31 protein-coding genes are annotated in these 21,371 nt (G+C 37.5%); 30 read left to right on the top strand and 1 reads right to left on the bottom strand.

Annotated features, from left to right (window positions below):
- Positions 1-10: 10 nt before the first annotated feature.
- The 26 genes from rpsQ to FC70_RS04130 all read left to right on the top strand — a co-directional run bounded on the left by rpsQ (position 11) and on the right by FC70_RS04130 (position 14,443).
- A complete protein-coding gene (gene rpsQ / locus FC70_RS04255) occupies positions 11-277 on the top strand; it encodes a 30S ribosomal protein S17 (RefSeq protein ID WP_057889765.1) in 267 nt (88 codons plus the stop codon).
- A gap of 52 nt (positions 278-329) precedes the next feature.
- Entirely contained in the window at positions 330-698 is a 369-nt protein-coding gene (gene rplN / locus FC70_RS04250) for a 50S ribosomal protein L14 (RefSeq protein WP_057778631.1), read from the top strand.
- Between the two features lie 34 nt (positions 699-732).
- Positions 733-1,041, top strand: coding sequence for a 50S ribosomal protein L24 (rplX, locus tag FC70_RS04245; protein WP_057889764.1), 309 nt, complete (start codon positions 733-735; stop codon positions 1,039-1,041).
- 28 nt (positions 1,042-1,069) lie between these two features.
- Positions 1,070-1,612 (top strand): 50S ribosomal protein L5, encoded by a 543-nt coding sequence (gene rplE, locus FC70_RS04240; protein WP_057889763.1) that lies wholly within the window; start codon positions 1,070-1,072, stop codon positions 1,610-1,612.
- Positions 1,613-1,630: 18 nt separating this feature from the next.
- A complete protein-coding gene (locus FC70_RS04235; RefSeq protein WP_057889762.1) occupies positions 1,631-1,816 on the top strand; it encodes a type Z 30S ribosomal protein S14 in 186 nt (61 codons plus the stop codon).
- A 34-nt stretch (positions 1,817-1,850) separates the two neighbouring features.
- Positions 1,851-2,249 (top strand): 30S ribosomal protein S8, encoded by a 399-nt coding sequence (rpsH, locus tag FC70_RS04230; protein ID WP_057889761.1) that lies wholly within the window; start codon positions 1,851-1,853, stop codon positions 2,247-2,249.
- Positions 2,250-2,278: 29 nt separating this feature from the next.
- Positions 2,279-2,815 (top strand): 50S ribosomal protein L6, encoded by a 537-nt coding sequence (rplF, locus tag FC70_RS04225; RefSeq protein ID WP_057889760.1) that lies wholly within the window; start codon positions 2,279-2,281, stop codon positions 2,813-2,815.
- A 38-nt stretch (positions 2,816-2,853) separates the two neighbouring features.
- On the top strand, positions 2,854-3,210 hold the full coding sequence (rplR, locus tag FC70_RS04220) for a 50S ribosomal protein L18 (protein WP_083478637.1): 357 nt from the start codon (positions 2,854-2,856) through the stop codon (positions 3,208-3,210).
- A gap of 20 nt (positions 3,211-3,230) precedes the next feature.
- On the top strand, positions 3,231-3,731 hold the full coding sequence (gene rpsE, locus FC70_RS04215) for a 30S ribosomal protein S5 (protein WP_057889759.1): 501 nt from the start codon (positions 3,231-3,233) through the stop codon (positions 3,729-3,731).
- Between the two features lie 12 nt (positions 3,732-3,743).
- A complete protein-coding gene (gene rpmD / locus FC70_RS04210) occupies positions 3,744-3,926 on the top strand; it encodes a 50S ribosomal protein L30 (protein WP_057889758.1) in 183 nt (60 codons plus the stop codon).
- A gap of 31 nt (positions 3,927-3,957) precedes the next feature.
- On the top strand, positions 3,958-4,392 hold the full coding sequence (gene rplO / locus FC70_RS04205) for a 50S ribosomal protein L15 (protein ID WP_057889757.1): 435 nt from the start codon (positions 3,958-3,960) through the stop codon (positions 4,390-4,392).
- Positions 4,392-5,690, top strand: coding sequence for a preprotein translocase subunit SecY (gene secY / locus FC70_RS04200; protein ID WP_057889756.1), 1,299 nt, complete (start codon positions 4,392-4,394; stop codon positions 5,688-5,690). Before rplO ends, secY begins: the two co-directional genes overlap by 1 nt.
- Before the next feature lie 37 nt (positions 5,691-5,727).
- Complete coding sequence (locus tag FC70_RS04195; RefSeq protein WP_172457068.1) at positions 5,728-6,378, top strand: adenylate kinase; 651 nt, start codon at positions 5,728-5,730, stop codon at positions 6,376-6,378.
- Positions 6,379-6,507: 129 nt separating this feature from the next.
- The gene (gene infA, locus FC70_RS04190) at positions 6,508-6,726 is read left to right on the top strand and encodes a translation initiation factor IF-1 (protein ID WP_041092824.1); all 219 of its coding nucleotides are present in this window, start codon (positions 6,508-6,510) and stop codon (positions 6,724-6,726) included.
- Positions 6,727-6,769: 43 nt separating this feature from the next.
- A complete protein-coding gene (gene rpmJ / locus FC70_RS04185) occupies positions 6,770-6,889 on the top strand; it encodes a 50S ribosomal protein L36 (protein ID WP_010621648.1) in 120 nt (39 codons plus the stop codon).
- Positions 6,890-6,920: 31 nt separating this feature from the next.
- A complete protein-coding gene (rpsM, locus tag FC70_RS04180; RefSeq protein WP_057889754.1) occupies positions 6,921-7,286 on the top strand; it encodes a 30S ribosomal protein S13 in 366 nt (121 codons plus the stop codon).
- Between the two features lie 28 nt (positions 7,287-7,314).
- On the top strand, positions 7,315-7,704 hold the full coding sequence (gene rpsK / locus FC70_RS04175; protein WP_057889753.1) for a 30S ribosomal protein S11: 390 nt from the start codon (positions 7,315-7,317) through the stop codon (positions 7,702-7,704).
- Between the two features lie 88 nt (positions 7,705-7,792).
- Positions 7,793-8,737 (top strand): DNA-directed RNA polymerase subunit alpha, encoded by a 945-nt coding sequence (locus FC70_RS04170; RefSeq protein ID WP_057889752.1) that lies wholly within the window; start codon positions 7,793-7,795, stop codon positions 8,735-8,737.
- 29 nt (positions 8,738-8,766) lie between these two features.
- Positions 8,767-9,150 (top strand): 50S ribosomal protein L17, encoded by a 384-nt coding sequence (gene rplQ, locus FC70_RS04165; RefSeq protein WP_057889751.1) that lies wholly within the window; start codon positions 8,767-8,769, stop codon positions 9,148-9,150.
- A 187-nt stretch (positions 9,151-9,337) separates the two neighbouring features.
- The gene (locus tag FC70_RS04160) at positions 9,338-10,159 is read left to right on the top strand and encodes an energy-coupling factor ABC transporter ATP-binding protein (RefSeq protein WP_057889750.1); all 822 of its coding nucleotides are present in this window, start codon (positions 9,338-9,340) and stop codon (positions 10,157-10,159) included.
- Complete coding sequence (locus FC70_RS04155) at positions 10,135-11,004, top strand: energy-coupling factor transporter ATPase (protein ID WP_057889749.1); 870 nt, start codon at positions 10,135-10,137, stop codon at positions 11,002-11,004. Before FC70_RS04160 ends, FC70_RS04155 begins: the two co-directional genes overlap by 25 nt.
- Positions 11,004-11,804, top strand: a complete 801-nt coding sequence (locus tag FC70_RS04150) for an energy-coupling factor transporter transmembrane component T family protein (RefSeq protein WP_057889748.1) — start codon at positions 11,004-11,006, stop codon at positions 11,802-11,804. Before FC70_RS04155 ends, FC70_RS04150 begins: the two co-directional genes overlap by 1 nt.
- A gap of 9 nt (positions 11,805-11,813) precedes the next feature.
- The gene (gene truA, locus FC70_RS04145) at positions 11,814-12,572 is read left to right on the top strand and encodes a tRNA pseudouridine(38-40) synthase TruA (RefSeq protein ID WP_057889747.1); all 759 of its coding nucleotides are present in this window, start codon (positions 11,814-11,816) and stop codon (positions 12,570-12,572) included.
- A gap of 167 nt (positions 12,573-12,739) precedes the next feature.
- A complete protein-coding gene (gene rplM / locus FC70_RS04140) occupies positions 12,740-13,183 on the top strand; it encodes a 50S ribosomal protein L13 (protein ID WP_057889746.1) in 444 nt (147 codons plus the stop codon).
- A gap of 13 nt (positions 13,184-13,196) precedes the next feature.
- Positions 13,197-13,589 carry a 30S ribosomal protein S9 gene (gene rpsI, locus FC70_RS04135; RefSeq protein ID WP_057889745.1) on the top strand — a complete coding sequence of 131 codons (393 nt, stop codon included), beginning with the start codon at positions 13,197-13,199 and terminating at the stop codon, positions 13,587-13,589.
- A gap of 362 nt (positions 13,590-13,951) precedes the next feature.
- Complete coding sequence (locus FC70_RS04130; RefSeq protein WP_057889744.1) at positions 13,952-14,443, top strand: hypothetical protein; 492 nt, start codon at positions 13,952-13,954, stop codon at positions 14,441-14,443.
- A 77-nt stretch (positions 14,444-14,520) separates the two neighbouring features.
- Here the strand turns inward: FC70_RS04130 and FC70_RS04125 are convergent, their stop codons facing one another.
- Complete coding sequence (locus FC70_RS04125) at positions 14,521-14,817, bottom strand: bacteriocin immunity protein (protein WP_057889743.1); 297 nt, start codon at positions 14,815-14,817, stop codon at positions 14,521-14,523.
- Between the two features lie 252 nt (positions 14,818-15,069).
- Between FC70_RS04125 and FC70_RS04120 the strand changes: the two genes are divergently transcribed.
- From FC70_RS04120 to nagE, 4 genes are all read left to right on the top strand, one after another.
- Entirely contained in the window at positions 15,070-16,956 is a 1,887-nt protein-coding gene (locus FC70_RS04120) for a glycoside hydrolase family 2 TIM barrel-domain containing protein (RefSeq protein WP_057889742.1), read from the top strand.
- Entirely contained in the window at positions 16,940-17,899 is a 960-nt protein-coding gene (locus FC70_RS04115) for a beta-galactosidase small subunit (protein ID WP_057889741.1), read from the top strand. Before FC70_RS04120 ends, FC70_RS04115 begins: the two co-directional genes overlap by 17 nt.
- 387 nt (positions 17,900-18,286) lie before the next feature.
- Positions 18,287-19,039 (top strand): nitroreductase family protein, encoded by a 753-nt coding sequence (locus FC70_RS04110; protein WP_057889740.1) that lies wholly within the window; start codon positions 18,287-18,289, stop codon positions 19,037-19,039.
- Between the two features lie 209 nt (positions 19,040-19,248).
- Positions 19,249-21,216 (top strand): N-acetylglucosamine-specific PTS transporter subunit IIBC, encoded by a 1,968-nt coding sequence (nagE, locus tag FC70_RS04105; RefSeq protein WP_057889739.1) that lies wholly within the window; start codon positions 19,249-19,251, stop codon positions 21,214-21,216.
- Positions 21,217-21,371: the final 155 nt, after the last annotated feature.

The following is a 21,371-nucleotide window of genomic DNA, read 5'->3' as shown; positions in this document are numbered from 1 at the left end:
GGACTAACGCATGAGTGAAGAACGTAATGCTCGTAAAACATATCAAGGTCGCGTTGTTTCAGATAAAATGGATAAGACAATTACTGTTGTTATCGAAACATATAAAAGTGATCCTGTTTACGGTAAGCGTGTGAAGTATTCAAAGAAATTATATGCGCATGATGAAAATAATGACGCCACTACCGGTGATATTGTTAAGATTATGGAAACACGACCTTTGTCCGCTAAAAAGCGTTTCCGTCTCTTATCGATTATCGAAAAAGCAGTTATTATCTAAATCATCACTGAAATTCGTATTCTGATATGAAGATGGAAGGAGGACACTAACCGTGATTCAACAAGAAAGTCGGTTGAAAGTTGCCGATAACTCAGGTGCCCGTGAAATTTTGGTAATCAAAATTTTAGGTGGCTCACGTGTCAAAACAGGTAACATTGGTGACATTATCGTTGCTACTGTAAAACAAGCAACACCAGGTGGCGTTGTCAAAAAGGGAGACGTTGTTAAAGCTGTTGTCGTTCGTACAAAAGCTGGTCTTCGTCGTAACGACGGTTCATACATCAAATTTGATGAAAATGCAGCCGTACTTATTAAAGATGACAAGAGTCCCCAAGGAACACGTATCTTTGGACCAATCGCACGTGAACTACGTGATGATGACTTCATGAAGATCGTTTCATTGGCTCCTGAAGTGTTGTAAAACTCATCTAATTAATAAGGAGGTGCACATCACAATGTTTGTAAAAACTGGTGATAAAGTCCGCGTCATTGCAGGTAAAGATAAAGGCAAAGAAGGAACAGTAAAACAACTCTTTGTTAAAAATAACCGCGTAATCGTCGAAGGCATTAATATGATTAAGAAACATCAAAAACCAAGTAACGCATATCCACAAGGTGGAATGATCGACATGGAAGCTCCTATTAACGCATCAAATGTGATGCTTATCGACCCATCAACTAACGAACCTACTCGCGTAGGCCATTCAGTTATTGACGGCAAGAAAGTACGAGTTTCTAAAAAATCTGGTCAAGCTATCGATTAATTTTTAAAGAAAGGAGGACCTACTTTTCATGGTAAACCGTTTGAAGGAAAAATATGTTAATGAAATTACACCTTCATTAATTGAAAAATTCAACTACAGTTCAGTAATGCAAGCACCTAAGATCGAAAAAATCGTTCTTAACATGGGTGTTGGTGATGCGACTACTAATGCAAAGAATTTGGATGAAGCTGTTGAAGAATTAGGTTTAATCTCAGGACAAAAACCTTTGATTACAAAAGCTAAGAAATCAATCGCCGGATTCCGTCTTCGTGAAGGAATGTCAATTGGTGCTAAAGTCACATTACGTGGCGAACGCATGTATGACTTTCTTGACAAACTTGTTAATGTTTCACTTCCTCGTGTTCGTGATTTCCGTGGTGTCAGCAACAAAGCATTTGACGGCCGTGGTAACTACACACTTGGAGTACGTGAACAATTAATTTTCCCAGAAATCAACTTTGATAATGTTAATCGTGTTCGTGGATTGGATATTGTTATTGTAACAACTGCTCAATCTGATGAAGAATCACGTGAACTTTTGGCACAACTAGGTATGCCATTTGCTAAATAAATAAGGAGGTTCCACACATTGGCAAAAAAATCTCAAATTGCTAAGAACAAGCGTCCAGCTAAGTATTCAACACAAGCTTACACACGTTGTGAACGTTGTGGTCGTCCACATTCTGTTTATCAAAAATTCCATTTATGCCGAATTTGCTTACGTGATCTTGCCCATAAGGGTCAAATTCCTGGTATGAAAAAGGCCAGCTGGTAAAAATAAAACACAAACAGAAGGAGGATAAACTTCGATGTCAATGACAGATCCTATTGCAGATTTCTTAACTCGTATTCGTAATGCCAACATGGTACATCACGAATCACTTGAAGTTCCTGCATCTAAAATTAAAAAAGACATTGCTGAAATCTTGAAAAACGAAGGTTTCATTCGCGATGTTGAATATATCGAAGATGATAAGCAAGGCATTATCCGTGTATTCTTGAAGTATGGTAAGAATAACGAACGCGTTATCACTGGATTGAAACGTATCTCTAAACCAGGTTTACGTTCATACGTTAAATCAGATTCTGTTCCTAAGGTTCTTAACGGACTGGGAATTGCAATCATCTCAACATCAGAAGGTGTTGTTACAGATAAAGAAGCTCGCGCCAAGAAAATTGGTGGAGAAGTTATCGCTTATATTTGGTAAAAAAGTCTATTAAGTAAGGAGGTGCACAAATGAGTCGTATTGGTTATAAAGCTATTGAATTACCAGCCGGTGTTGAAGTTAAACGCGACGGTGATATCGTTAGTGTTAAAGGACCTAAGGGAGAATTAAGTCGTGCTGTTTCATCAATCATTCCTATGACTGTTGAAGGAAACGAAGTTAAGTTCACTCGTCCAGATGATAATAACAAGACTCGTGCTATTCATGGTACTACACGTGCCAATGTGAATAACATGGTTGAAGGTGTTGTTAATGGTTTCTCAAAAACATTGAAGTTAGTCGGTGTTGGTTACCGTGCACAATTACAAGGTAAAAAGTTAACATTGGCTGTGGGTTACTCACATCCAGTTGATTTTGATACACCTGAAGGATTGTCACTTGAAGTTCCTGACAACACTACAATTAAAATCGCAGGTATTGATAAGCAAGCCGTTGGAGACTTCGCTGCTGAAGTACGTGCAATTCGTTCACCTGAACCATATAAAGGTAAGGGTATTCGTTACGAAGATGAAGTTGTTCGTCGTAAGGAAGGTAAGACTGGTAAGTAGTCTTATCTAGAAAAATTAAAATAAAGAGGTAAATTGTTGTGATTTCTAAACCAGACAAGAATCAAACCCGCCAACGTCGCCATATGCGCGTTCGTGGAAAAATTTCTGGTACTGCTGAGCGCCCACGCTTAAATGTATATCGTTCTAATAAAAACATCTACGCTCAATTAATTGATGACGTAGCGGGTGTGACGCTAGCAAGTGCCTCAACAATCGATAAAGAAGTTAGTGGTAACACTAAGTCTGAACAAGCCGCTTCTGTTGGTGCTTTAATTGCCAAACGCGGTACTGAAAAGAAAATTTCTGACGTAGTTTTCGATCGTGGTGGATATTTATATCACGGCCGTGTTCAAGCCTTGGCTGAATCTGCGCGTGAAAACGGACTTAAATTCTAAAAGAAGGAGGAAGACCCGTAATGGAATTCATTGATCCCGCAAAATTAGATCTTGAAGATAATGTAGTTGCAATCAACCGTATTACAAAGGTTGTTAAAGGTGGTCGTCGTCTTCGTTTCTCTGCTCTTGTAGTAGTTGGAGACAAACATGGAATTGTTGGCTTTGGTACTGGTAAAGCTCAAGAAGTTCCTGAAGCAATTCGTAAGGCTATTGAAGCCGCTAAAAAGAACTTGATTAAAGTTCCGATTGTCGGTACAACATTGCCACACGAAATTCTTGGTGTTTACGGTGGTGGACGTATCTTATTGAAGCCAGCCGTTGAAGGTTCTGGAGTTGCTGCTGGTGGTGCCGTTCGTTCCGTGATGGAACTTGCAGGTATCGCTGACGTTACTTCAAAACGTCTTGGTTCAAATACACCAGTTAATGTTATTCGTGCAACATTCGAAGGACTTAAAGGTCTCAAGAATGCTGAAGAAGTTTCAGCATTACGTGGTGTTTCACTCGAACACTTAGCGAAATAGGAGGACATTATAATGGCTCAAGTAAAAATTACTTTAGTACGTAGTGCCACACATCGTCTTCCCGCTCAACGAGCAATCGTTAAGTCACTAGGGTTGGGACGCGTAAATAGCTCAGTTATCAAACCTGATAACGAAGCAACTCGTGGCGCTATTTTCAAAATTGCGCACTTGATTTCTATTGAAGAAGTTAAGTAATAACTATTAAACAAAGGAGGTGCCTATAGTAATGAAGTTACATGAATTAAAACCTACTGAAGGTTCACGTGGCGTTCGTAATCGTCTTGGACGCGGAACATCATCTGGTAACGGTAAGACTTCGGGCCGTGGCCAAAAAGGTCAAAAGGCTCGTGGAAAGACTCGTGTCGGATTTGAAGGGGGCCAAATGCCTCTTTACCGTCGTATTCCAAAACGTGGATTTACTAACATTAACCGCAAGGAATATGCACTTGTTAACTTAACAATGCTTGACCAATTTGATGATGGTGCAGAAATTACACCAGCATTATTGATTGAAGCAGGCGTTGTAAGTAAAGAACGAAATGGCATCAAAATTCTAGGAAACGGTCAATTGTCTAAAAAGCTTACAGTTAAAGCAAGCAAGTTCTCTGCTTCAGCTGTTGCTGCAATTGAAGCCGCAGGTGGTAAAACTGAGGTGATCTAATGTTTGCAACTATCAAGAATTCATTCAAAGTAAAAGAAATTCGAGGAAAGATTTTATTTACTTTGTTTGTACTGATTGTGTATCGACTTGGCTCATTTATCACTGTTCCCGGTGTTAATGCTGCTGCACTACAAGAAATTTCATCAACTGGACTTGCTTCAATCTTGAACACGTTTAGTGGTGGTGGATTGCAAAACTACTCATTGTTCGCAATGGGGGTTTCGCCTTATATCACAGCTCAAATTGTGGTTCAACTTTTACAAATGGATATTGTTCCGAAATTTGTTGAGTGGAGCAAACAAGGTGAGGTTGGACGAAGAAAACTAAATCAAGCAACACGTTGGTTGACGATTGTTCTTGGATTTGTTCAATCAATCGGGATTACGGCCGGATTTAATTCCCTCAGTACTCTTAAATTGGTTGAAAATCCAAGTACACAGACATACTTAACAATTGGCTTGATTTTAACAGCCGGAACTATGCTTGCCACATGGATGGGTGATATGATCACAGAACGAGGACTTGGTAATGGAGTTTCCATGCTAATCTTCGCTGGGATTATTGCGCAAATGCCAACAGCCATCAAACAATTGTGGGATGATCAAATTGCCGGTGCATCTGGGACCGACTTATGGATTGGAATTGGATTTGTTGTATTAGTCGCTGTAGCAATCTTGATTGTTGTCACATTTGTCACTTGGGTTCAACAGGCAGAACGCCGACTACCAATCCAATATACACGACGGACAACCGTTGCTCCTGAAAGTAGTTATTTGCCACTTAAAATTAATGTGGCCGGGGTTATTCCAGTTATTTTTGCTGGATCATTTATCTCGACACCGCAGACAATTTTAATGGCCTTTCAACAAAATCATAGTGGCGATGGTTGGTACCAAGTTATGACTAACATCTTTAGTATGCAAACCACAGCTGGTAGTTCGTTGTATATCTTGTTAATCGTTGTCTTTACTTTCTTCTATGCATTTGTTCAGGTTAATCCTGAAAAATTGTCAGAGAGTTTGCAAAAACAAGGTAGTTATATTCCTGGGGTTTGGCCTGGTAAAGGTACCCAGGATTATATCTCATCATTATTGATGCGTTTAAGTACAATGGGAGCATTATTCTTAGGTTTTGTTTCCTTAATTCCACTCGTTGCTAGTAACGTTTGGAACCTAAGCCAATCAATTGGTTTAGGTGGAACAAGTCTTTTGATTGTTGTTCAAATTGCACTTGATGTTATCAAACAACTTAACGGTTTGATGATGAAACGAGAATATATTGGATTTATCCATGATTAATTATTTAGCTTGCTAGGAGGATTTGAGAATGAGTACAATGAATCTCATTTTAATGGGACTCCCTGGTGCCGGTAAAGGCACCCAGGCAGATAAGATTATTAAAGAGTTTGATATTCCACATATTTCAACTGGCGACATTTTCCGTGCCGCTATAAAAAATGAAACCCCTATGGGATTGAAGGCTAAAGGTTTCATTGACAATGGTGAATTAGTTCCTGATGAAGTAACTAACGGTATTGTTAATGAACGATTGGCTGAAGATGATACTAAGGACGGATTCATGCTTGATGGTTTTCCACGTAACTTGGTTCAAGCCAATGCTTTGGATGCAATGTTAGCTGAATCGGATCGTCAATTAGACGCTGTTCTAAATATTGACGTTAATCCGGAAGTCTTAGTTGACCGTTTGTCTGGTCGCTTCTTGTGTAAAAATTGTGGAACTGCATATCATCGTTTGTACAATATGCCTAAGGTTGAAGGTACTTGTGATGTTTGTGGTTCTCATGATTTTTACCAACGCGAAGATGACAAACCTGAAACTGTTAAAAACCGTCTGTCAGTTAACATTGAGATGAATACCCCACTTGTAGATTTCTACAATGATAAAGGGATTCTTCATACAATTAATGGCGAACAAGATATTGAGGTTGTCTATCAAGCTGTTCAAAAAGTATTAACTAACATCTAGTAAAACTGTCATTCTTGCGTTGCACTTTATCGTGTGGTAAACTATTCAAGGTTTATGCGTAAAAATGATAGTGGACTTGGTCCACTATTTTGTGGTGATATTTACTTTACAGCAAGGAGGAACTATTTCTTGGCAAAAGACGACGTTATTGAAATTGAAGGTAAGGTTACGGAAACTTTACCTAACGCTATGTTTAAAGTTGAACTAGAAAACGGACATGAAATATTGGCACACGTTTCTGGTAAAATTCGGATGCATTATATCAAAATTTTACCCGGTGATCGTGTTCAAGTTGAAATGTCTCCATATGATCTCTCAAAGGGTCGTATTACATTCCGCTTTAAATAGATTAGTGTATTTTTATATTTAAACTTTCTAGGAGGTCATTCAAATGAAAGTACGACCATCAGTTAAGCCAATGTGCGAACACTGTAAAGTGATCAAACGTAATGGCCGTGTTATGGTAATTTGCTCTGCAAATCCTAAGCACAAACAACGACAAGGAAAATAATTTTTTAATTTAGAAACGGAGGTGTATTTTAATGGCTCGTTTTGCAGGTATTGATTTACCACGTGATAAGCGTATCGTTATCGGTTTAACATACATTTTTGGAATTGGTGATACTACTGCACAAAAAATCTTAGCAAACGCTGGCGTTTCAGAAGATGTTCGTGTACGTGAATTGACTCCAGACCAAGAAGACAAGATTCGTGTTGAAGTTGATGCATTAAAGGTTGAAGGGGATCTTCGTCGTGAAGTTTCACTTAACATCAAGTCACTTCAAGAAATCGGTTCTTATCGTGGTATGCGTCATCGTCGTGGATTGCCCGTTCGTGGACAACACACAAAGAATAATGCCCGTACTCGTAAGGGTAAGGCAGTAAGTATTGCCGGTAAGAAGAAGTAATAAATCGTAAGTAAGGAGGTAAGATATCTTGGCTACAAAAAAAGGTACGCGTAAGCGTCGAGTAAAAAAGAATATTGAATCTGGTGTGGCTCACATCCATTCAACATTTAACAATACATTAGTTATGATTACTGATACGCAAGGAAACGCCGTTGCTTGGTCTTCAGCTGGTTCTTTAGGTTTCAAGGGTAGTCGTAAATCAACTCCTTTTGCTGCTCAAATGGCTGCAGAAGCTGCTGGTAAAGCATCGATGGAACATGGTATGAAGACTGTTGAAGTTGCTGTTAAAGGACCTGGTTCAGGTCGTGAAGCCGCAATTCGTGCACTTCAATCAACTGGGTTAGAGGTTAGCGCCATTCGTGATGTTACTCCTGTTCCCCATAATGGTTCTCGTCCTCCAAAGCGTCGTCGTGTTTAATTTAATGCATTTTGGTGATAAACACTTCACTAATTGTACATGTACTATTTAATAACGAACCACGTTTTGAAAGGGGTAAATGACTAGGATGATTGAATTCGAAAAACCAAACATTCATATTATTGAAGAAAATGATGGCTATGGTAAGTTTGTTATCGAACCATTGGAACGCGGATACGGTACAACTTTAGGAAACTCGCTTCGTCGAATCCTACTTGCATCACTTCCCGGTTCATCTATCACAAGTATTCAAATCGATGGTGTTTTACATGAATTTTCAAGTGTTGAAGGTGTGACTGAAGATGTTACTCAAATCATTTTGAACATCAAGAAAATTGCATTGAAGATAGATTCAGAAGATGACAAGACCTTGGAAATCGATGTTAAAGGCCCAGCAGTTGTTACTGCAGGTGACATCCAAGCCGATGGCGATGTTACGATTTTGAACCCTGATTTACAGTTAGCTACTGTCGCTGATGGTGTTGAATTGCATATGCAAATGACTGCTAATACTGGTCGTGGCTATGTTTCAGCAGACGATAACAAGTCTCGAATGGAAGATCTACCAATCGGTGTATTGCCTATTGATTCCATTTATACCCCAATCGAACGAGTAAACTACAACGTTGAAGATGCTCGTGTTGGTCAGCGTAATGATTACGACAAGTTGACACTTGATGTATGGTCTGATGGATCAATTACACCAAGCGAAGCTATTAGTTTGGCCGCTAAGATTTTGACAGAACATTTAGCTATGTTTGTTGATCTAACTGAAACTGCCAAGAATGCTGAATTCATGGTAGAAAAAGAAGAGACACATAAAGAAAAGATGTTAGAAATGACTATCGAAGAACTTGATTTATCAGTTCGTTCTTATAACTGTCTCAAGCGTGCTGGAATTAATTCTGTCCAAGAATTAACTGACCGTTCTGAAGCTGATATGATGAAGGTTCGTAATTTAGGACGCAAGTCGTTAGAAGAAGTTAAGGTTAAATTAACTGATTTGGGATTATCACTTCGTAAAGAAGATTAATATTCACTCGAAAAGGGAGGGAAATTTACATGAGTTACCGTAAACTACAACGTACTAGTTCTCAACGTAAAGCTTTATTACGCGATTTAACTACTAATTTAATTGTTAACGGTCGTATCGAAACTACCGAAGCTCGCGCTAAGGAAGTTCGTCGTACTGCTGAACAAATGATTACGTTAGGTAAGCGTGGAGACTTACACGCACGTCGTCAAGCTGCAGCATTCGTTCGTAATGTTGTTGCTGATGTTAAAGAAGAAGACGATAATATCCGTGTACAATCTGCACTTCAAAACTTATTTGAAGAGATCGCACCTAAGTTTGCTGATCGCAATGGTGGATACACACGTATGTATAAGACAATGCCTCGTCGCGGTGATGCCGCACAGATGGTTGTTTTAGAATTCGTTGACTAATCTAACAACAATTAAATAGCTGTAATAAAGAATCACTATGATCGATGATATAGAGCGTTATGATGGTGGAGTAATCCTAGTCTAGCTTGAATGCGAATTTATTCGCGCGTCTCGGTCGTAAGTGATTTTTTTATTTCCATTTTTCTGGTAAGATAGCTATTAGATTATACGTGAAGGATTATTAATAATGATTGAAGTAAAAAACATTACATATTTATATCCCGGCAATGAAATTCCCGCCTTAGAGGATGTCTCCGTAACAATCCAAGATAATGAGTGGATTGCACTCGTGGGTCATAATGGAAGTGGTAAGAGCACAATTGCGCGTATCATGGATGGCTTAGTCGATGACTATCAGGGAACTGTTGTCATTAACGGGATTGAGTTAACAGATGATACGGTTTGGGATATTCGTGATCAGATTGGATTTGTGTTTCAAAATCCAGATAATCAGTTTGTTGGGGCAACGGTACAAGATGATGTCGCCTTTGGTTTGGAAAACCGAGGCGTGCCACGACCCGAAATGATTGAACGAGTTAAGAATGCATTAACAGTCGTTGGCATGAGTGAGTTTGCAACTCGAGAGCCTTCATCATTATCTGGTGGTCAAAAGCAACGCGTTGCATTGGCTGGAGCACTGGCATTACAACCTAAAATTTTAATTTTAGATGAAGCCACTAGTATGTTAGACCCTCAAGGTCGCAAAGAAGTCTTAGATATCTTAGTTAAAATGAAACAAAAGTTTTCATTAACGATTATTATGATTACACATGATTTAGCTGAAACGGCAATGGCTGAACGGGTGTTATTGATGAACAAGGGTCATTTAGTGGTTGATGATGTCCCAGAAAAGTTATTTTCACAACCCGATATTATTAAAGCAAATGGTTTGGAATTACCGTATTCGGAGCGATTAAAACAAGAATTAATTCAAGATGGTGTGAAAATGCCACAAGAATATATGAATGAAGATCGGATGGTGGAATGGTTGTGGGACAAATTGAAATAACAAATGTTGATTATAAGTATCAACCAGATACTCCATTCGAATCGATTGCATTGCAAGAAATTAATTTTGCAGTTGAACAAGGAACGTACACGGCGGTTATTGGGCATACTGGGAGTGGTAAGTCGACGTTAATCCAATTAATTGATGGCTTAATTAAACCAACAACTGGCGAAGTGACGGTTGTAGATAAGCACGTTACCCCTGATAGCTCAGGTAAAGAATTGGATCAACTACGTAAAAATGTGGGAATCGTTTTTCAGTTTCCGGAGAGTCAATTATTTGAAGAAACCGTTATTAAAGATATTGCGTTTGGCCCAAAGAATTTTGGTAAGTCAGATACTGAAGCAAATGAGATTGCATCAAGGGCGATGAAATTAGTTGGTCTATCGGATGATTTTGCTGAGAAATCACCATTTGATCTTTCTGGTGGACAAATGCGGCGGGTTGCGATTGCTGGGGTGTTAGCTTTAGAACCAGACATTTTAATTCTGGATGAACCAACTGCAGGACTTGATGCGGCAGGACAAGAACAAATTATGACTTTATTTAAAGAGTTGAATGTCGAACATGGAATTACCATTATTTTAGTCACTCATAACATGGAAGATGTTGCGAAGTATGCGGACCAAGTTTATGTACTTAATCATGGCAAGATTGTTAAGTCAGGTGGATCACGAGAAATATTTGCGGATCAACAATGGCTAAACGACAATTATTTAACTGTGCCTGTAACAACGAGAATCGCTCAAAAATTAATCAATAAAGGTTATCATTTTGATGAATTCCCATTAACAGTCGAGGAATTAAGTGCAAAATTATTGCCAAACTTAAAGGGAGAAAAATAATGTTTACTAAAGTTATTTTCGGTCGCTACGTGCCGATTGATTCAATCATTCATCGACTCGACCCTCGTTCGAAGCTAATTTTGAGCCTTTATTTTATTGTGTTGGTGTTCTTTGCAACTAATTGGCAATCTTATGCGTTTTTAGGGGCTGCAACGCTTGGAACGATCATTCTCACTAAAGTACCATTAAAGTTCTTTTGGGAAGGGATTAGACCGCTAATTTTCATTATTATCTTGACGGTGTTGCTACAGATTATTTTTAGTGCGGGTGGAACGACTTATTGGCATTGGGGCATTTTCTCTATTACATCAGGGGGACTAATCAATGGTATATACGTCTTTTTAAGATTTTTCTTAATTATTTGTATGTCGACTGTGTTGACCTTAACGACAACGCCATTATTAATTGCAGATGCAGTGGAGTCTTTGATGAAGCCACTCTTAAAAATTAAGGTGCCAGTGTATGAAATTGCCTTGATGCTATCAATCGCTTTACGTTTTATTCCAACGCTAATGGATGAAACACAAAAGATTATGAATGCACAACGAGCTCGTGGGGTTAATTTTAGTTCGGGTAGTCTATTAAAGCGGGTGAAATCAATTGTTCCGATTTTGATTCCGTTATTTATAAGTGCCTTTAATCGAGCCGAAGATTTAGCCACAGCAATGGAATCACGTGGCTATCGTGGCGGTGATAATCGGAGTAAGTTTCGAATTTTGAAATGGCGACATGCTGATACACTGGCATGTATGTGTATGGTCGCAGTGACAGCTGGATTATTTTTATTAAAAATATTGTGAGAAGAATAAATGACATATCGATATAAAATTACATTTGCATATGATGGCACTAATTTTGCCGGTTTTCAGGTACAACCAAAACAACGAACAGTTGAATTAGCACTGACCAATGCGGTGAATAAGATTGCCAAAAAGCCAACACCACCGATAGCAGTATACGGGTCAGGTAGAACTGACTCTGGGGTGCATGCATTAGGACAGGTCGCACATTTTGATTTACCTTATCAAATTCCAAATGAGTCATTGCGCAAAGCATTAAATAGTATTTTGCCACTAGATATTTTAGTGAATGAAGTTGAAATGGTAGATGAAAATTTTCATGCACGATTTAATGCCCATTTTAAAACGTATCGGTATCGGGTTAGTTTAGGTGAGTTTGTCGATCCATTTAAACGTAACTATACGGGACATTGTAAATATAGCTTGGATATAGCGAACATGCAGGAAGCGGCTAAATCATTAGTAGGTGAACACGATTTTACAAGTTTTGTAGCTTCTGGGAGTGGAACTAAAAGTAATGTTCGCACGATTTATGCGGTTAAAGTTGAAGCAGATGTAATTAATCAAGAAATCATTATGGAATTTACTGGTAATGGATTTTTATATAATCAAGTTCGAATTATGACCGCTTTTTTACTAGAAGTAGGGAGCGGACAACGAACTGTGGATGCGGTTGAAAAGGTGATCCTTGCGAAGAATCGGGACTTAGCTCGTGGGACTGCACCCGCAAGTGGACTATATTTAGTTAATGTAGACTATGATTCGTAGCTTTTTTAAGGTAAGAATTTGAATGACAGATATCGATGATAGTTAACAAAAAGCATTGACTGAAACTCAAATGTTTAGTACACTTATACATGGTATTTCTTTGAAACCGAATAAGCCCCGGAAACTTAATCTAACTCGAAGAAAACAAGACAATGGAGGAAATTACATTGAGAACGACATATTTAGCAAAGCCAGGCGAGATTGAACGCAAATGGTATATTGTTGACGCCACAGACGTACCAATGGGACGTTTGTCAACAGTAGTTGCATCAATTTTACGCGGTAAAAACAAACCAACATTCACACCTAACGTGGATACTGGTGACAACGTTATCGTCATCAACGCATCAAACATTAAATTAACAGGTAACAAGGCTAACGATAAGATGTATTATCGTCATTCAAATTATCCTGGTGGATTAAAGGCACAATCTGCAGGTAACTTGCGCGCCAACGCTCCTGAAAAATTAATTGAATTGTCTGTTAAAGGTATGCTTCCACATAACACGCTTGGTCGTGCAATGGGAATGAAGCTACATGTCTACGCTGATGCAAATCACAAACATGAAGCACAAAAACCTGAAGTTCTAGACATTACAAACTTAATTTAAGGAGGACATAACATTGGCTCAAGTACAATATAGCGGCACAGGCCGTCGTAAAAACTCTGTTGCTCGTGTACGTTTAGTACCCGGCTCAGGAAAAATTATCATGAATGATAAAGCAATCGAGGACTACATTCCATTTGCAAACTTGCGTGAAGTTGTTTTACAACCATTCAACGCAACTGAAACAAACGGAAACTATGACGTTTTAGTTAACGTTAATGGTGGTGGTTTCTCAGGTCAAGCTGGTGCAACTCGTCACGGTATCGCTCGTGCATTGCTTACAGTTGATCCTGATTTCCGCGGTCCTTTGAAGCGTGCTGGTCTCTTAACTCGTGACCCTCGTATGAAAGAACGTAAGAAGCCAGGTCTTAAGAAAGCTCGTAAAGCATCACAATTCTCAAAACGTTAATATCCTTTATATCAACGTTTACAAACACTTCGCAATTATATTGCGAGGTGTTTTTTTGTGTTCACTAATTAATTCATTGTTTTTATAGCAAATAAATTTAGGTAATTTTTAAAGATATTAAAAAAACTAAATAAATTATGGAACTATTACTTCTTGGCCGTATTGTGGCCAATGCGATTATTATAATGAAAAGGTGAGTATAAATTAAGAATCACGAGATTATTCAACAAGGGTTTACGGTCATATACCAAATGGCATTAAATCTTAATGGGAGGATGTTTATGGAAGTTTAGGTAACTGGTATTAATGGAGTTATGTGGTACGACAATAATGGATATATATAATATAGGGGAGATTTAATCATGGATAAAACAGATATTACGAGTACCATAGCAGGACAAACACAGAAAGTTATTTTCGCATTATCAACAATCTTTTTTTGGGTTAAGGGATCAATTAAAGTTGACTCACGATTTGTCAAAGTAGAAACAAAAAATACAATCTTAGGTGTAATACCAGCTGGTCAAAAGAATCGAACTTTTCCTTTGAAAAACTTACAGGAAGCAAACTTATCATCAAGTTATGATGTAAAAGCAATGTTTTTCGGACTAGTTATACTTATTATTGGTTTTTTTGTGATGAAAGCCAATTTTTTGATTGCACTTATTCTGATGGTAATAGGAATTGCAGTATTTTGTGCTGGAATTAAAACAGTACTAGTTATTGTATCAGCAGGTTCTGAATATGCAGTCGATGCACCATTCTTTGAAAAAACAAAAATGAACACGATTAAAGATGCTATTGACGAAGCATTAGCATATGATACTGATAAAACAGATTTGAATTTACATTAATCATTATCAGACGTATACAAATTGTTATTAAAAAGGGTTCAGCTTAAGCTGAACCCTTTTTGGTTATCAATTTGTGTTTAATAACCATATCTAATACTGGATAAGTTAGTTAATTCTTTTAATTTTTGAGATTGAAATTCTGTTAAATTTATCTTATTGTTCCTGATGGTTTTGGCAATATCTAAATTCATACGGCTTAAAATTAGTGGGACAGAAGTATCCTTGCGCTCTAATTCTTTAAGATAACTTGTTAACACTTTTTGTAGTGGAGCTGTCCTTAATTCTGATGGTAGCTGGTTTAATAAATCATGGATAATAGTTTCCGCTTGGTCGCTGCGTTCGGTTCCACCAGAAAACCAATTTAATTTTCGCATAGTAATCTACTCCTTAACTTAGCTGAAATGAGGTATCTTTTGTGAGTATAGCATGAAAATTGGTTACAATTAATATAAACCAAAAAGTAACTAGACAAAGGTGGTTTAAAAGATTTATGCTGAAGCATATATGATATTACGAATTGTATGTCATATTATGATTTTTTTGCTGATAGCATTCATAATTTTTGAAAGCGCTTTAACGGAATGTTTGATGTGATTGTTATTAAATAAATTGATAAGGAGAATAATATGAATCCTTTAATAGATTGGTTGGATGATCCAGCGGTATTTAGTATTGGTAATGAACCAGCCCATAGTGATCATCAATACTATAAAACGATTGATGAAATTGAACAAAAAAGTAGTTTTACCCAAAATTTAAATGGAAACTGGTTATTTAATTTTGCTCAAACGCCACAAGTCAGATTAAAAGATTTTTTTTCATTACAGTTTGATGCAGATAAAATGGACACGATTCAAGTACCACAACATATTGAACTAGCAGGGTATGAACAAATTAAGTATATTAATACGCTGTATCCATGGGAGGGGAAAGAGTATCGCCGCCCAGTTGGAACTGATTCATATGAAAAAAATAGTTCGAGTTTATTTTCAACCAGCGAGCTAAATTGTGTGGGTCAGTATCGAAAACAATTTGATCTTGATGATAGTCTACAAGGCAAACGAATTAAATTACGGTTTGATGGGGTTCAAACTGCCATGTATGTGTGGATAAATGGGCACTTCATCGGCTATGCAGAGGATAGCTTTACGCCATCTGAATTTGATATTACGAAATGGGTTCATGGAACTGGAAATGTAGTTGCGGTTGAAGTTTTCAAGTATAGTAGCGCATCATATCTTGAGGATCAGGACTTCTTTAGGTTCTTTGGCATTTTTAGGGATGTCACATTACTTGCAGAGCCTAACACACACGTAGCTGACCTTAGTTTAGTGCCCACGGTTACGGATGATTTTAAACAAGGAAACTTAGCAGTTAAACTTAAACTAGCTGGTGACCAGTTAGAAAAAACTAAGGTTCGAATTACGGTTTTTGATAGTTCAAAAATTAAATTATTAGAATGTACCGTAGCTTCAGAGAAACTAATTAATATTGATCATTTGCAGATTGATAATGTTCAGTTATGGAGTAACCAACAGCCAACGTTATATAACTTTCAAGCTGAAGTTATTGATGAAAATGGGGATCTTATTGAAGTAGTTCCATATCGTTTCGGATTTCGAAAAATTGAAATTAAAAACAATGTTATTTTATTAAATGGTCAACGGTTAATTATTTCAGGTGTTAATCGACACGAGTGGAATTGCGAAACCGGTCGTTGTATTAATGAAGCCGACATGCGTGATGATTTAAAAACGTTTGATGAATTAAATATTAATGCCGTCAGAACTTGTCACTATCCAGATCAGGATTTATGGTATTACTTGTGTGATGAACATGGGACTTATGTGATGGCTGAAAATAATTTGGAAACACATGGCTCTTGGCAAAAAATGGGATCAGTTGAACCGTCATATAATGTTCCTGGTTCGGTGAAAGAATGGCAAGAAGCAGTTCTAGCACGTGCTAAAAATAATTATGAACTATTAAAAAATCATCCCTCAATCATATTTTGGTCATTAGGCAATGAGTCATTTGCGGGTGAAAATATTGCTAAAATGAACCAATATTATAAAACAATGGATCCATACCGATTGACTCATTATGAAGGTGTCTTCCGGGATCCCAAATATCGCGATCAGGTATCAGATGTTGAAAGTCGGATGTATGCATATCCGGCAGAGATTGCTGAATATTTAGAATCTAATCCAGATAAACCATATTTAAATTGTGAATACATGCATAGTATGGGCAATTCGGTTGGTGGAATGAAGAGTTATGATGATTTAATTAATAAATATGACAGTTATCAAGGTGGCTTTATTTGGGATTTCGTTGATCAGGCCTTATTAGTTTCTGACGAAGTAACTGGGAAAAAGGTGTTGAGATATGGTGGTGATTTTGATGATCGTCACTCTGATTATGAATTTTCTGGGGATGGCTTACTGTTTGCGGATCGTCAGTTAAAACCAGCATCACAGGAGGTTAAATATTTTTATGGAAAATACAAGTAATCAACTTCAAGTTATTTATGGAGATGCAACGCTAGGTGTTTTGAGTGATCATGCTAAATATCTTTTTAGTTATGAACGGGGTGGGTTGGAATCATTATTAATTGATGGCAAAGAGTGGCTTTATCGAGTACCTAAACCATTACTTTGGCGAGCTACGACTGATAATGATCGTGGTAATCACTTTTCTGAAAAATCTGCAATGTGGCTTGGGGCAGATCAGTTTAGTGTATGCGATGAGATTGCAATCGAGATTGATGGGAAAATGATTGAGCTACCCATTGCGCCAATTAATAATCAGTATTCTAATCATGAAATGGCAAAAACGGTGAAAATTTGTTTCACTTATTTAACCAATACAGTACCACAAACCAAAGTAGATATTACCTACCAAGTTGATAGCAGTGGTCGATTATTACTTTCATCAGAGTACCATGGTCAGCCAGGATTACCTGAATTACCAGCCTTTGGGATAAAATTGGTGATACCAACGCCAGCAGTAGCATTTGAATATACTGGCTTATCAGGTGAAACCTATCCAGATCGAATGGTTGGGGCAACTACTGGTCATTATCGGGTTAATGGAATGCCAGTAACTTCTTACTTGGTTCCACAGGACTGTGGGGTGCATATGGAAACTAGCGATTTAATGATTACTCGAAAGCAAACGTTGAATAATGCCGATCACGATAAACAAGAATTTAGCTTATATGTTGAAAAAAATAGTGATAAGTTTGCTTTTAGTTGCTTACCCTATACAGCAGAAGAATTGGAAAACGCGACTCATTGCGAAGAGTTACCAGTACCACGACGCACAGTACTTTCTATTTTGGGAGCAGTAAGAGGAGTTGGAGGCATTGATAGCTGGGGAGCAGGTGTTGAAGAACCTTATCATATTGCCAGTGATGTTGACCATTATGTGTCGGTAATGATAAGTCCAAAATGACAGTATTTTTAAGTTATTCACAAAAATATGTTAAACTAAATATTAAGATTTTTCTATTTTATAATTAATTTATTAAAAAAAAGATATTTATTTACACTTTTTATCGATAATTGATTTACAAATCGGCGGAAATGCCCTATTATTAAGGCATATAGAAACAAACATCTTTTGAGGGACCATTTGAACAACAGATATATTCCGTTTTAGCTTGATATTGGGAAATAAGTTATGTGGACAATATAAATTCATAAGTAAACCTTGTGAATTAATCGCCTTCAACTTTCAAAGCTCACTTTAACTAGTGAGTTTTTTTCTATCGTTAAAATCTTGTGCTATACTTATTACGATTTTTACATAAAATAGCTATTTTAAAATGGAGTGAGAGAAATGATAACAAACAATGAAACTGAATCCTTGATTTTAAATCATCGGTCAATCCGTGATTTTAAAGAACAACCAATTGATGATGAACGTGTTGATAATTTATTGGCATTGTCGCAACACACCGCTAATTCGCAATTTATGCAATCATACTCAGTAATTAGAATTAAAGATCGCAACCAGTTGGCTAAAATGACTCAATTAGGGAATCATGATTTTAACGCTGGTGAAGAGCTAGTGGTTTTTATTGCTGATCAAAAGCGCAATGTTGATTTAGCGCTAAAAGCTGGTGAGAGTATTAAATACTTAACTAACTTTGATCGCTTTTTAGCAGGCTTTTATGATGCTACTTTGGCAGCGCAAACTTTTGCCTTGGCAGCTGAAAGCGAAGGCCTGGGGTCGTTGATGATGACTTCATTTTTAGATAACACGGAAGAGATGATTGCGGCGCTTGAATTACCTCAATACACTTTTCCAGTGATGGGGGTTGTTATTGGCGAAGCTCTAGAAGTGCCAGAACTTAAGCCACGATTACGGCAACCACTGATTAAAATGACTGATAAATATCAAGCTGCAGCCGATTATGACGAACAAATGGTAGCTTATGATCAACGAGTGTTTGAATATTACAATACTCGCACTGGTTCACCGCGTCAGGAAAAATTTAGTGATATGATTGCTCGCTTTGCGGGTCATGGGAATCCTAAACGTGATAACATTTTTAAGATGATTAAGCGGCAAGGATTTAAAGTAGAATAAGTTAAATTTATTAAAAAGGTTTAATCCAGATGACAATATTGGATTAAACTTTTTTTGACGCAACAGATTAAACCAGTCCAAATACTAGTTAAAGCTTCAAAACGTGATATTATCTAGCTTAATTGATATATACCAATTTCAAATTTAACTTGCGTCCATGACCTTAAACGTGTAAAATCTTGTCTATTGGGCATAAGGGGAGAAAATTAATGAAGACATATTTACAAAAAATGGGTAGATCTTTGATGCTACCTGTAGCAGTATTACCTGCGGCGGCATTATTAATCGGGATTGCAATGTGGTTGCCACAAAATTGGCTATTTGCTAAATTCTTGAGCGCTGGTTCGAACGCGATTTTGGGTAGTTTACCAATTCTATTTGCGATTGGACTTGCGCTTGGAATGTCAAAAGGCAATGACGGGGCGGCAGCTTTGGCTGGGTTAGTTGGATATTTAATTCCAACTAAAGTCCTGACACCAGAATCAGTCGCAACCTTAACGGGCATGAAAGTTGCTCAGGTTGATCCAGCGTATGCTAATGTTGGTAGTAATGTCTTTATTGGTATCCTAGCCGGACTAATTGCGGCAGCATTATATGATCGTTTCTTTGAAACTAAATTACCGATGGCACTATCATTTTTTAGTGGAAAACGTTTAGTCCCAATCGTAACTGCAGCTGTAATGTTAGTCATTACAGCCATTTTAATGGTAATTTGGCCACCAATTTATGAAGGACTAGTTGCCTTTGGTAAATTTATCGTGGGACTGGGTGCTACTGGGGCCGGATTGTATGGGTTCTTTAACCGATTATTAATTCCAACTGGATTACATCAAGCCTTAAATTCAGTTTTTTGGTTTGATACTGCTGGTATCAATGATATTGGTAAGTTCTGGGCTAATAAAGGACCTAAAGGTATTACTGGAATGTATCAAGCTGGCTTCTTCCCCGTAATGATGTTTGGGTTACCTGCAGGAGCCTTGGCAATGTACCGTAACGCTCGTGAAGATCGTAAAAAACAAGTTGGTGGTTTATTAATGGCCGGGGCCTTTGCTTCATTTTTCACTGGTGTAACGGAACCATTAGAATTTTCATTTATGTTTATTGCATGGCCACTATATCTACTTCATGCAGTGCTAACAGGTTTATCATTAGCCTTTGCTGCTTTCATGCATTGGACAGCTGGATTCGCATTTAGTGCCGGTTTAGTTGATTATTCACTGAGCTTCCATATGTCGATTGCTAATCAACCATACATGCTATTGTTGCAAGGAATAGTGATGGCTATTATTTATTACTTTACTTTTGACTTTGCGATTAAAAAATTTAATTTAATGACACCAGGACGTGAACCTGATGTGGATGAAGTCATTGATGAAGTCGCTACAAATGACTCTGATGACAAATATATGATTCAAGCTAAAAAGATTTATGCCGCTATTGGTGGTAAAAATAATATTAAAATTATTGATAACTGTACTACGCGTTTACGTCTACAATTGAATGATTCAAGTAAAGTTAATCAAGCAGCGGCTAAAGCTTCAGGCGCTGCCGGGGTTAATATTTTGGATGATACCAATGTGCAGATAATCGTTGGTACTGAAGTCCAATTCGTAGCGGATGCGTTGAAACAATTGTTTGCGGAAGGTGCTGAAATTGGCGAAGTTAGTGAAGCAACTAATACCGTAACAGCGAAAAATAATTTAAATGTTACTTCTGGGATTGTTGATAAATTTTACAGTGTTGCTAATGGTAAGTTTATGAATATCGAAGCGGTTGATGATGCAACTTTTGCTCAAAAACTGTTAGGTGATGGCTATGCAGTTACACCAACTGATGGTCAGATTGTTTCACCAGTTGATGGTGAAATTATGTCAGTATTTCCAACTAAGCATGCAATTGGAATTAAAACAGATGCGGGGTTAGAAATTTTAGTTCACATTGGTATTAACACAGTGGAATTAAAAGGTGAGCCGTTTGAAGTAGTCGTTGAAGCTGGTCAAAAAGTAGTGCACGGTGAATTGTTAGCGAACGTTGATTTAGCGGCAATAACTGAGGCTGGCAAAGTGACCACAACAATGGTAATTATCACTAATATGGCAGACGTTGCATATATGAAAATTAGTGCCAAGGAAACGGTAGCTAATGATGAACAAGTTGCAGAGATTATGACAAAATAAATAATTTAAGAGTGAACCTAATGAATATTGGGTTCGCTTTTTGTTTAATTTATAACATTCGCTTAAGTATCGACAACTTATTAATAATTTTGATGCGATAACTTGAAATGAAACTAATTAAATCGCTATAATGAATGGTGACTATAAATAAAATT

The sequence above is a fragment of the Paucilactobacillus oligofermentans DSM 15707 = LMG 22743 genome (assembly GCF_001434315.1).
Taxonomy (GTDB): domain Bacteria; phylum Bacillota; class Bacilli; order Lactobacillales; family Lactobacillaceae; genus Paucilactobacillus; species Paucilactobacillus oligofermentans.
This window is presented reverse-complemented; position numbering and strand designations above follow the sequence as displayed.

Bases quoted from the DNA above. Each gene is read 5' to 3' on its own strand.
- rpsQ (WP_057889765.1), top strand. From the start codon at position 11: ATGAGTGAAGAACGTAATGCTCGTAAAACATATCAAGGTCGCGTTGTT.
- rplX (WP_057889764.1), top strand. From the start codon at position 733: ATGTTTGTAAAAACTGGTGATAAAGTCCGCGTCATTGCAGGTAAAGAT.
- rplE (WP_057889763.1), top strand. From the start codon at position 1,070: ATGGTAAACCGTTTGAAGGAAAAATATGTTAATGAAATTACACCTTCA.
- rpsH (WP_057889761.1), top strand. From the start codon at position 1,851: ATGTCAATGACAGATCCTATTGCAGATTTCTTAACTCGTATTCGTAAT.
- rplF (WP_057889760.1), top strand. From the start codon at position 2,279: ATGAGTCGTATTGGTTATAAAGCTATTGAATTACCAGCCGGTGTTGAA.
- rpsE (WP_057889759.1), top strand. From the start codon at position 3,231: ATGGAATTCATTGATCCCGCAAAATTAGATCTTGAAGATAATGTAGTT.
- rpmD (WP_057889758.1), top strand. From the start codon at position 3,744: ATGGCTCAAGTAAAAATTACTTTAGTACGTAGTGCCACACATCGTCTT.
- rplO (WP_057889757.1), top strand. From the start codon at position 3,958: ATGAAGTTACATGAATTAAAACCTACTGAAGGTTCACGTGGCGTTCGT.
- secY (WP_057889756.1), top strand. From the start codon at position 4,392: ATGTTTGCAACTATCAAGAATTCATTCAAAGTAAAAGAAATTCGAGGA.
- FC70_RS04195 (WP_172457068.1), top strand. From the start codon at position 5,728: ATGAATCTCATTTTAATGGGACTCCCTGGTGCCGGTAAAGGCACCCAG.
- rpmJ (WP_010621648.1), top strand. From the start codon at position 6,770: ATGAAAGTACGACCATCAGTTAAGCCAATGTGCGAACACTGTAAAGTG.
- rpsM (WP_057889754.1), top strand. From the start codon at position 6,921: ATGGCTCGTTTTGCAGGTATTGATTTACCACGTGATAAGCGTATCGTT.
- FC70_RS04170 (WP_057889752.1), top strand. From the start codon at position 7,793: ATGATTGAATTCGAAAAACCAAACATTCATATTATTGAAGAAAATGAT.
- rplQ (WP_057889751.1), top strand. From the start codon at position 8,767: ATGAGTTACCGTAAACTACAACGTACTAGTTCTCAACGTAAAGCTTTA.
- FC70_RS04160 (WP_057889750.1), top strand. From the start codon at position 9,338: ATGATTGAAGTAAAAAACATTACATATTTATATCCCGGCAATGAAATT.
- FC70_RS04155 (WP_057889749.1), top strand. From the start codon at position 10,135: ATGGTTGTGGGACAAATTGAAATAACAAATGTTGATTATAAGTATCAA.
- FC70_RS04150 (WP_057889748.1), top strand. From the start codon at position 11,004: ATGTTTACTAAAGTTATTTTCGGTCGCTACGTGCCGATTGATTCAATC.
- truA (WP_057889747.1), top strand. From the start codon at position 11,814: ATGACATATCGATATAAAATTACATTTGCATATGATGGCACTAATTTT.
- FC70_RS04130 (WP_057889744.1), top strand. From the start codon at position 13,952: ATGGATAAAACAGATATTACGAGTACCATAGCAGGACAAACACAGAAA.
- FC70_RS04125 (WP_057889743.1), bottom strand. From the start codon at position 14,817: ATGCGAAAATTAAATTGGTTTTCTGGTGGAACCGAACGCAGCGACCAA.
- FC70_RS04120 (WP_057889742.1), top strand. From the start codon at position 15,070: ATGAATCCTTTAATAGATTGGTTGGATGATCCAGCGGTATTTAGTATT.
- FC70_RS04115 (WP_057889741.1), top strand. From the start codon at position 16,940: ATGGAAAATACAAGTAATCAACTTCAAGTTATTTATGGAGATGCAACG.
- FC70_RS04110 (WP_057889740.1), top strand. From the start codon at position 18,287: ATGATAACAAACAATGAAACTGAATCCTTGATTTTAAATCATCGGTCA.
- nagE (WP_057889739.1), top strand. From the start codon at position 19,249: ATGAAGACATATTTACAAAAAATGGGTAGATCTTTGATGCTACCTGTA.